The sequence below is a fragment of the Shewanella sp. SG41-4 genome (genome assembly GCF_014164505.1).
GTDB lineage: Bacteria > Pseudomonadota > Gammaproteobacteria > Enterobacterales > Shewanellaceae > Shewanella.
Genome location: NZ_JACJFI010000185.1, coordinates 1 through 8,849 on the forward strand (window position 1 = coordinate 1; position 8,849 = coordinate 8,849).

At 40.7% G+C, this 8,849-nt stretch carries 10 protein-coding genes; 5 read left to right on the forward strand and 5 right to left on the reverse strand.

Going from position 1 to position 8,849, the window contains the following annotated elements; translation table 11 throughout:
- Window positions 1-85: 85 nt before the first annotated feature.
- From asnC to H5202_RS15215, 4 genes are all read right to left on the reverse strand, one after another.
- The gene (gene asnC, locus H5202_RS15200) at window positions 86-547 is read right to left on the reverse strand and encodes a transcriptional regulator AsnC (protein WP_011636002.1); all 462 of its coding nucleotides are present in this window, start codon (window positions 545-547) and stop codon (window positions 86-88) included.
- Window positions 548-646: 99 nt separating this feature from the next.
- Window positions 647-1,324, reverse strand: coding sequence for a bifunctional tRNA pseudouridine(32) synthase/23S rRNA pseudouridine(746) synthase RluA (gene rluA / locus H5202_RS15205; protein WP_182772819.1), 678 nt, complete (start codon window positions 1,322-1,324; stop codon window positions 647-649).
- A 94-nt stretch (window positions 1,325-1,418) separates the two neighbouring features.
- On the reverse strand, window positions 1,419-1,709 hold the full coding sequence (locus H5202_RS15210; protein ID WP_182772820.1) for a hypothetical protein: 291 nt from the start codon (window positions 1,707-1,709) through the stop codon (window positions 1,419-1,421).
- Window positions 1,710-1,741: 32 nt separating this feature from the next.
- A complete protein-coding gene (locus H5202_RS15215) occupies window positions 1,742-2,161 on the reverse strand; it encodes a hypothetical protein (protein ID WP_182772821.1) in 420 nt (139 codons plus the stop codon).
- Between the two features lie 563 nt (window positions 2,162-2,724).
- Between H5202_RS15215 and H5202_RS15220 the strand changes: the two genes are divergently transcribed.
- Together H5202_RS15220 and H5202_RS15225 are read left to right on the forward strand one after the other, a co-directional pair.
- Window positions 2,725-3,714: a 2-hydroxyacid dehydrogenase gene (locus H5202_RS15220; RefSeq protein WP_182772822.1), complete on the forward strand. Its 990-nt coding sequence runs from the start codon at window positions 2,725-2,727 to the stop codon at window positions 3,712-3,714.
- 99 nt (window positions 3,715-3,813) lie between these two features.
- On the forward strand, window positions 3,814-4,551 hold the full coding sequence (locus tag H5202_RS15225; RefSeq protein ID WP_182772823.1) for a dienelactone hydrolase family protein: 738 nt from the start codon (window positions 3,814-3,816) through the stop codon (window positions 4,549-4,551).
- Between the two features lie 258 nt (window positions 4,552-4,809).
- Here H5202_RS15225 and H5202_RS15230 read toward each other — a convergent pair whose 3' ends face one another.
- Window positions 4,810-5,361 (reverse strand): mechanosensitive ion channel family protein, encoded by a 552-nt coding sequence (locus tag H5202_RS15230; RefSeq protein ID WP_182772824.1) that lies wholly within the window; start codon window positions 5,359-5,361, stop codon window positions 4,810-4,812.
- 152 nt (window positions 5,362-5,513) lie between these two features.
- Here H5202_RS15230 and H5202_RS15235 point away from each other — a divergent pair, with 152 nt between their 5' ends.
- The 3 genes from H5202_RS15235 to ahpF all read left to right on the forward strand — a co-directional run bounded on the left by H5202_RS15235 (window position 5,514) and on the right by ahpF (window position 8,749).
- Entirely contained in the window at window positions 5,514-6,257 is a 744-nt protein-coding gene (locus H5202_RS15235; protein ID WP_182772825.1) for a spermidine synthase, read from the forward strand.
- A gap of 244 nt (window positions 6,258-6,501) precedes the next feature.
- Window positions 6,502-7,071, forward strand: coding sequence for an alkyl hydroperoxide reductase subunit C (gene ahpC, locus H5202_RS15240; RefSeq protein WP_182772826.1), 570 nt, complete (start codon window positions 6,502-6,504; stop codon window positions 7,069-7,071).
- A gap of 112 nt (window positions 7,072-7,183) precedes the next feature.
- Window positions 7,184-8,749: an alkyl hydroperoxide reductase subunit F gene (ahpF, locus tag H5202_RS15245; RefSeq protein ID WP_182772827.1), complete on the forward strand. Its 1,566-nt coding sequence runs from the start codon at window positions 7,184-7,186 to the stop codon at window positions 8,747-8,749.
- The last annotated feature ends 100 nt before the right edge of the window (window positions 8,750-8,849 follow it).

Below are 8,849 nucleotides of genomic sequence, written 5' to 3' on the forward strand. Positions count from 1 at the left end.
GTGATTGATGTTGTGATATTCAATAGTGGGAGTTGACAATTTTGGGTTTGATGCTGGGCTTGAGGGCGGTTTAGCCCTCCACAATCTAAGGCTTTACAGATCTTACGATAGGGTTTTGTAGACTAATAAGTGTTTCAGTAGACTGGATTTCATCAATAGATTGGATACGATTAATCAGCACATGCTGCAACCCGTCGATAGATTGGCACATTACCTTTACAAATACCGAGTAATTTCCGGTGGTGTAATACGCTTCTACTACTTCTTCTAATTCATTTAACTTGGCAATAGCTGCTGGATAATCGCCAGCACTCTTTAAATTGATACCGATAAAGCAGCAAACATCATAACCTAGCGCCTTGGGGTTTACGGTAATTTGCGCACCGGTAATAATGCCTGCTTGTTTCATTTTTTCAACGCGAACATGAATCGTCCCAGCACTGACATTAAAACGTTTAGCCAGTTCCGCAAAAGGTGTTCTGGCGTCTTGCATAAGTGCGGTAAGTATATGATTGTCTAATTCATCACGTTGAAATGAGCTATCCACTATATAAAGCCTAATAAACCATTAATTGGCCATAAATTTACGACTTTCATTGCATAATAGCTACTAAAATTAGCATGGTTATTAACAATGTTTAATTTTTTATTGGTCTGCTGTTGGCGCCATGAACGTGACGGGCGACTCAAAATGCATGACTTGTTGTGAATAAGGATGAGTTATCGATAATGCCGCGGCATGAAGGAGTAACCTAGGCGATAAACTTTTTGCTAAAGCATCGGCATAAAACCCATCACCTAGGATGGGGTGGCCTAATGCCATCATATGGACTCTAAGCTGATGCGATCGTCCAGTAATTGGAGTGAGTTTGACTAACGTTGACTTAGCACCATAGCTCACTACTTCAATTAACGTCACCGAAGGCTTGCCAACAGTGTGGTCTACTTTTTGTTTTGGTCTATTAGGCCAATCACAAATTAGCGGTAAATCGACTTTCGGGATATTAGACTTCATATGACCAGCCACTCGAGCAAAATAGGTTTTGGCTGTTTCTCTATCACGGAATTGACGCTTTAATTCTCGTTCAGCACTGCGTCGTAGTGCGACAACAATCACCCCAGAGGTAGCCATGTCTAATCTGTGTACAATTTGCGCATTTGGATGTTCAGCTAAAACCCGAGAATAAATACTGTCATGGTAAATAGCTTCCCTTCCTGGAACTGAAAGTAGTCCAGAGGGCTTGTTTGCGACCAGAATATCCTTGTCTTGATACACAATATCTAGCCAAGGAGTGGTAGGTGGGTTGTAAATGAAATCAGCCATAGTCGCTCTCGTGAGTCAATTCGCGGCAAAGATACCGCTAGGGCTTATGATGTGCAAGTATAGAATGGTATTGCTGAAAGGCTTAAACGACGATTTAAGAGAATGCATGACCATTGACGTGCATGATGGTGAATGTCCACACTACAAATGCGAGTGGGATATGTACCAATGCATAAAAGCATTGATCAAGACGACTCATACCTTTAGCCTGCCAAATTAAATAAAGGTGTGCACCAATGACGATCGGAAATAGCACTAACAATGGATAAAGTGAAAATGGACTGGCATCGGTAAAAATGGCATGACTCATCAACGCCCAAACCACCATAAAAGCGGTAGTCATTGGCGGCATTGCAACGCGATATTGATCTGGGTAAGGGAACATCCCGTGTCCTTAAAGTCATCTGTTGTGGCGTATTAGCCTTTTATTTCTTTTTTGCTCTGAATCACTTTTCGATGAACTATCGAGTAATGGCGTAATCCAGCGGGTCCGTGAGATACAATAACAGATAATAAAATAATAAAGATGACTAATTCAGAGTGGCACTGACTTATTTGAATAAAAAATCCTAGCAGTATGACTTTTAGTAAGGTTAACACTCCTTTGAGTTGTATTAGCCAGCGCCAATCTCTAATGATCTCCCAACTCATTAGTAATACACCGGATATGATTGCAATAAGCCAATAGTTAAACCACAGAGATAACTCAAGATTAAAGATCATGCCACCACCGCTTCCCACTACACCAATAATGTGCAGTGCTCTGAGTGCAGTTTTGCTTATTCGCTCAATCCAAAATCGGCGGTCTGATACTGGCATATTCTTTTTCTGATTCATGGTTTCGTTGCTAGGTTAACATTGCGGTAACATTAGCAATTTTAACCCGCGAAAACAGTGATGGATACAGCAGTTCTTTTCATTTTCAATGTGAATATTCAATTTAATTAATGAATGCCTTAAATACATGATTTTTGTTGTGCGCTCTAGCTTACAACGTAACGCTTAAGGGGGCGATCCTCTCTTAAGTATTCGCGGACAGTGAAATGAGAATAGGTTAATGAATAAATGAAATCGATACTCGCTATTTTAGTTTACTGCCGTATCACTTGAATCGTGAATGCTGCTCCAGATAATTTGGCTAAATCCGTGCTTATATAGAAAGGAATGTATAACGCTAAACGGTTATTTTTGGTTGGCGTTACCAGCAAACTATACCGCAGAGCGATTATTGTTGTTGTGATTCAAAAGGAAGAGTCTGGATCACAATTTCATCTTTATCCCGTGTGATATTGACGACAATAACTGTTAATTCACATACAATTAACCTCTGTTTTGAGCGTGACTATTGCGGTACATGATTGTAGCGTTCGCGATAGCGCCATTAACGCATTTGGAGCCTTATGAGAATTGGATTTTTTAGCGCAAAGCCTTACGACATTCGCCATTTCAATAGTATTAACGAAACCTTTAAGGTTGATATTGAATTCTTCGATTACCGACTTTGCATGCAAAACGTAAAATTAGCTGAAGGCTATGAAGTTGTATGCGCATTCGTCAACGACTCCTTATGTGAAGAAGTGTTAGTTGAGTTGGCCAAAGGCGGTACAAAAATAATCGCCATGCGTTGTGCTGGCTTTAATAATGTCGATCTGGTTGCTGCCGAGCGATTAGGCATGAGAGTGGTTAATGTACCAGCATATTCACCTGAGTCTGTCGCCGAGCATTCAGTGGCCTTAATGTTGACCTTAAATCGTAAAATCCATAAAGCTTACCAACGTACTCGTGATGCCAATTTTGCGTTGTCGGGTTTAGTCGGATTTAACATGTTTGGCAAAACAGTTGGGGTAATAGGCACAGGTAAAATTGGTTTAGCTACCATTAAGATTTTACTCGGCTTTGGTTGTAAAGTGATCGCCCATGATCCTTATCCAAACCAAGCTGTAATCGACTTAGGCGTCGAATATGTCCCATTAGAAAGCCTGTATCCTCAATGCGATATCATTAGTTTGCATTGTCCATTGACCAAAGATAATCATCATTTACTCAACAAAGTGAGCTTCAATCAAATGAAGCAAGGCGTTATGGTGATTAATACCAGCCGTGGCGGATTATTAGACGCATTTGATGCGATGGAAGCGTTAAAAGATGGCAAAATTGGCTCGTTAGGGCTTGATGTATATGAAAATGAGAAAGGGTTATTTTTCGAAGATAAATCAAATGAAATTATTCAAGATGATATCTTCCGTCGCTTGTCGGCTTGTCATAATGTGATTTTTACTGGTCACCAAGCCTTTTTAACTGAAGAGGCATTGAATGCAATAGCCTCAACCACATTAACTAATGTGACGCAGTTGACCACAGGGCAAACCTGTAACAATGAACTGTTTTAATTCGTACAGGTTAACGGTAAACATACGATTACATAGACTCTAATCACATTCTGCCCAGCTTGATAAACCTTAGGCAAAGTGTAAAAAAAATGGAATATTATGATCACAACAACAGAAATTCACGACATTAAAACGGCTACGGGCTTAATGCGTACAACGCTTTATCGTCCAGATACTAAAGGCCAATTTGCGACCATTATTTTCTACTCAGAAATATTTCAGCAAACCGCGCCTATTGCTCGCTCTGCGGCAATGTTAGCGGGTCATGGTTTTGTGGTTTTAGTACCAGAGGTGTTTCATGAACTGAACCCTATTGGAACGGTGTTAGCGTATGACGAAGCAGGTAAAGATAAAGGTAATGCAGACAAATGGGCCAAACCATTAGAGCAACATGACAGCGATACTCAAGCGTTAGTTGATTTTGCTCGATCTCAGTCATTTTGCAGCGACAAAGTGGGCGCTATGGGCGTATGCATTGGCGGTCATTTAGCTTATCGCACGGCGCTTAATCCAGACATCAGTGGAGCTTTTTGTTTATATCCAACTGATATTCATTCAAACACATTACCTTGCCAAGAAGGCAATGATTCATTAACCCGTACTGTCGATATAAAAGGCGAGTTGGTGATGGTGTTTGGTAAGCAAGATCCGCATGTCACTAAAGAAGGTCGTAAGCTTATTTATCAAAAGCTTGAGCAGGTAAATGCAAACTTTACTTGGCTTGAAGTCAACGCTCAACACGCTTTTATGCGTGATGAAGGCGAGCGTTACGATGCCGCTTTAGCGTTGCAAATGTATTTACAAGCGGTGGCATTTTTTCATCGAGTATTAAACTAGCTTTATTGCATACCTGCGCTTAGCTTGAACGAGTGCATATCAATCTATGAGATACATAAACTCGAAATTAAACCATTGAGTTTATGTATCTTTATCGCTGTGACCGGAAATTTATTAGCTACAAAATCGTTGATTCACTGACAATTAATTCAGCCCTATCAAACTAGGCTGTTTACTATTAGCGTGTCTATTCATCAACGATAATACATTCACAATAGAAATATGTATGTATTATCAAGTAGCTGCAGCTAGGTTACTTTAACCACCGTGCTCGGTTTGCATTAATCTTAGCTTTGGTTTTATTGCTTGTTGATAGCGCGCTCGATGTTCGGGTAATTTAATCACGGCTTTTTGCAGCATTAAGCTATTAGGGTAAGTCATTACATCGCCGACATCCCGTTTGATCAATACGTGAAACAAACTGATTTCAACAATAATGCCGCTCATATCTTCTTCTTTATCAACAATTTTTATTCGATCGCCAATACGATATGGGAATGCAAAAAAGATTAATACACCAGCAGTGATGTTGCTCAATATCGACCATTGAGCAAATAGCGCCACGCCTAATACCGCAAAGGCAGAAGACACAAATAACGACACCTCTTGATAGCCTAAGCCTAATGACACAGCCATGACGGATAACGTCACAAAAAACAGCAAGTAAGAAATTAAACGGGTAATTAAACGGCTACGAACCTCACTGACTTGTTTTTTTTCAGCCTGCAAATGGATCCATTTATTGACCTGACGTTGGGCAAAAAAGAACACCGCCAAATAAATAAAGATCATCAATAAATGGTTAAACATGTCAATTTCCTATCTGGTAATGATAATAAAACACTGTGTATTACTTGCGTTATTTGACGCGAACTTCGGCCAGCATTCTGGGGTATAATAGCGTTTTAAAGTAGAAAAATCTTGCTGTCGTATATTAAGCAAGACTCCTCACAGAGTGAAGTATGTCTGATTATAAAGTATTGCATGTCGACGGTGATAAATTTGGTGATTTTTGTGTACTTGATGATGGCGATTATCGGGTCTTGTCATTTGGTGATAATGACGAGCAAAGTAAAATGGATAAGAGTCAACCGCATGTACCGCAACATACTTATGTTCAGGCCATGTTGGCTGTGTTGTTATTCTCACAACCGAAAAGTGTGATTATTTTAGGCTTAGGCGGCGGGGCATTAGTACATTCTCTGAGGCATTTTGATGCAGCAATTAAGATTACTGCCGTTGAATTACGCCAACAAGTTATTGAAGTTGCTAAGCGCTTTTTTCAATTACCGTTGAGTAAAAAGCTCACTGTATTACATCAAGATGCGTATGAGTTTTTAGCGCAAGCAGAACACAAAAAAGTGGATGTCATTTTTGCTGATATCTACAGTGATAAAGGTGTAGATAAACAACAACTGTCTACCCAATTTATCGAACAAACAAAACCGCTACTCAAAACCGATGGTTTTTTAGTGTTAAATTGCTGGAAAGAACACAGTCGTGATTTACAGTTGCGTGACACTCTTCATGCACATTTTAACCAGGTCTTTGCATGTTTAACTGGCGGTGGCAATTGGGTGGTATTTGCTACTAATAAAGCCAATTGTTTTGCTGCTGCTAATAATAAGCAAGAGCTCCAAACGCTTTCACAAAAGCTTGATATTAATGTTAGCCGTGTACTGACAAGATTTGGCCCTTGGGAATAATTCCCAGCTGCAAATATCATTAAGCGAATACCGACCTATGTCGGTATTCGTTTTTTACGCTTAAGATTTTATCTAATCAGATAGTTCAATTTGTAAAACCGATTAAGGTGATAGTTTTTATCCGTTATACTTAATTAATATCCATCGCTATTATGATTCACATCAGATGACGAGCACATGTTCATCATCACCGACACCACATGGTATCGGGTTAACGTAAATCTTAATTCCAATGGAGCATGACATGACACAATCTATCATCAATAGCACTATCAAACCTTTTAAAGCTACTGCATTCCACAATGGTGCTTTCGTTGAAGTTACTGAGCAAGATTTATTAGGCAAGTGGGCAGTAGTATTTTTCTACCCAGCTGATTTCACATTCGTATGTCCAACAGAATTAGGCGACATGGCTGATCATTATGAGAAGCTACAGGGAATGGGCGTTGAAGTTTATTCAGTATCAACTGACACTCACTTTACTCACAAAGCTTGGCATTCAAGTTCAGACACAATCGGTAAAATTACTTACCCAATGATAGGCGACCCAACGGGTACCATCACTCGCAACTTTGGTGTGATGATTGAAGAAGACGGTTTAGCACTACGTGGTACTTTCGTTATCAACCCTGAAGGCCAAGTGAAAGTAGCTGAAATTCATGACCTAGGTATTGGCCGCAGCGCTTCTGAACTAGTTCGTAAGATTCAAGCTGCACAATATGTTGCAACTCACGATGGCGAAGTATGTCCAGCTAAATGGCAGCCAGGTGAAGAAACATTAGCTCCTTCAATTGACCTAGTCGGTAAAATCTAACCGCTAAGTTCACCCTTAGGTTAGTAATATCATCTCCAGCTAGTCGGTGTTCCCCCGGCACTGACTAGCACTTTTAAACTCATCGATTATTGCCCATTTTTTAGGAGTTGTTATGTTAGATGCGAATGTAAAAAATCAACTGAAAACCTATCTGCAAAACCTCAAGCGCCCAGTTGAACTTGTCGTATCTGCAGATGACTCAAACAAAGGCAAAGAATTAACCAGCCTAGCCCAAGACATTGTTGACTCATCAGACTTAGTTTCAGTAACGTATCAGCAAGGCAAGCGCACACCAAGCATGAGTGTGATTAACCCACAAGCTGCAACCAACATAACCTTTGCTGGATTGCCAATGGGCCATGAATTTACCTCACTGGTGTTAGCGTTATTACACAGCGGCGGACATCCGATTAAGTTAGATGCGGATATCATTGAACAAATCCGTCAATTACCTGGTGAATTTCATTTTGAAACCTATATTTCGTTAAGTTGCCAAACCTGTCCAGAAGTGATCCAAGCACTGAATATGATGGCGGCAATTAACCCCAATATTACTAACGTGATGATTGACGGTGCGCTTTTCCAACAGGAAGTCAGCGATCGCAATATCATGTCAGTTCCATCAGTATTTTTAAACGGCGAAGCCTTCTCTGTCGGTGCCATTAGCGTTGTTGAAGTACTGAATAAATTAGATAAAAATGCTGCGGGCAGACAAGCCGAACAATTAAACCAAAAATCAGTTTTTGATATGTTAGTGGTTGGCGGCGGCCCAGCAGGTGCAGCCGCGGCAATTTATTCTGCTCGCAAAGGCTTAAACACCGGTATTGTTGCCGATAAATTTGGCGGACAAGTCGCCGAAACAGTAGGTATTGAGAACTTTATTTCAGTGTCTAAAACCGTAGGCCCGAAACTGGTGGCTAACCTTGAAGCCCACGTTAAAGATTATGACGTCGACATTATGCAAAACCAACGTGCGTTGAGTTTAGCTAAAAATGGCCTGTTTGATGTGACCTTACAAAGTGGCGCAACGCTGCGCAGTAAAACGATAATTTTGGCAACGGGTGCACGTTGGAGAGAAATGAACGTGCCTGGTGAACAAGAATACCGTAATAAAGGCGTAGCCTATTGTCCACATTGTGATGGCCCACTATTTAAAGGTAAACGTGTTGCGGTTATTGGTGGTGGTAACTCCGGTATTGAAGCGGCAATCGATTTAGCCAATATCGTTGAACACGTGACCGTACTTGAGTTTGACAGTAGATTACGTGCCGATGAAGTGCTACAGCGCAAAGCTAAATCAATGGGTAACATCACTATTATTACCCAAGCCATGACCACAGAAGTAAAAGGTGATGGCACCCGTGTGACCAGCTTGATTTACACCGATCGTGCGACAGGTGAAAGTAATCAAGTCACGCTAGCGGGTATCTTTGTGCAAATTGGTTTAGTTCCTAATACAGAGTGGCTAAAAGGCGTGGTTGATATGACACCTCGTGGCGAAATTATTGTCGACGAACGTGGTCAAACATCTATCCCTGGTGTGTTCGCCGCAGGTGATGTAACCAATACTCCTTTTAAACAAATTATTATTGCTATGGGCAGTGGCGCAACAGCATCACTGGGTGCATTTGACTATTTGATAAGACATTCAGAAGAGACAGACGTAAAAGCCGCGTAAGAATGGCAACATTCGAGTTTCTGTAAGCTCACCGAATAAAAATAGCCTGCATTTTGCAGGCTATTTTTTTGCATATTCATTAGTAACCTTTGATCGTACG

Coding starts and splice junctions, on each gene's coding strand:
- H5202_RS15210 (WP_182772820.1), bottom strand. CDS start 1,709: ATGTTCCCTTACCCAGATCAATATCGCGTTGCAATGCCGCCAATGACT.
- ahpF (WP_182772827.1), top strand. CDS start 7,184: ATGTTAGATGCGAATGTAAAAAATCAACTGAAAACCTATCTGCAAAAC.
- rluA (WP_182772819.1), bottom strand. CDS start 1,324: ATGGCTGATTTCATTTACAACCCACCTACCACTCCTTGGCTAGATATT.
- H5202_RS15225 (WP_182772823.1), top strand. CDS start 3,814: ATGATCACAACAACAGAAATTCACGACATTAAAACGGCTACGGGCTTA.
- H5202_RS15215 (WP_182772821.1), bottom strand. CDS start 2,161: ATGAATCAGAAAAAGAATATGCCAGTATCAGACCGCCGATTTTGGATT.
- ahpC (WP_182772826.1), top strand. CDS start 6,502: ATGACACAATCTATCATCAATAGCACTATCAAACCTTTTAAAGCTACT.
- H5202_RS15220 (WP_182772822.1), top strand. CDS start 2,725: ATGAGAATTGGATTTTTTAGCGCAAAGCCTTACGACATTCGCCATTTC.
- H5202_RS15235 (WP_182772825.1), top strand. CDS start 5,514: ATGTCTGATTATAAAGTATTGCATGTCGACGGTGATAAATTTGGTGAT.
- H5202_RS15230 (WP_182772824.1), bottom strand. CDS start 5,361: ATGTTTAACCATTTATTGATGATCTTTATTTATTTGGCGGTGTTCTTT.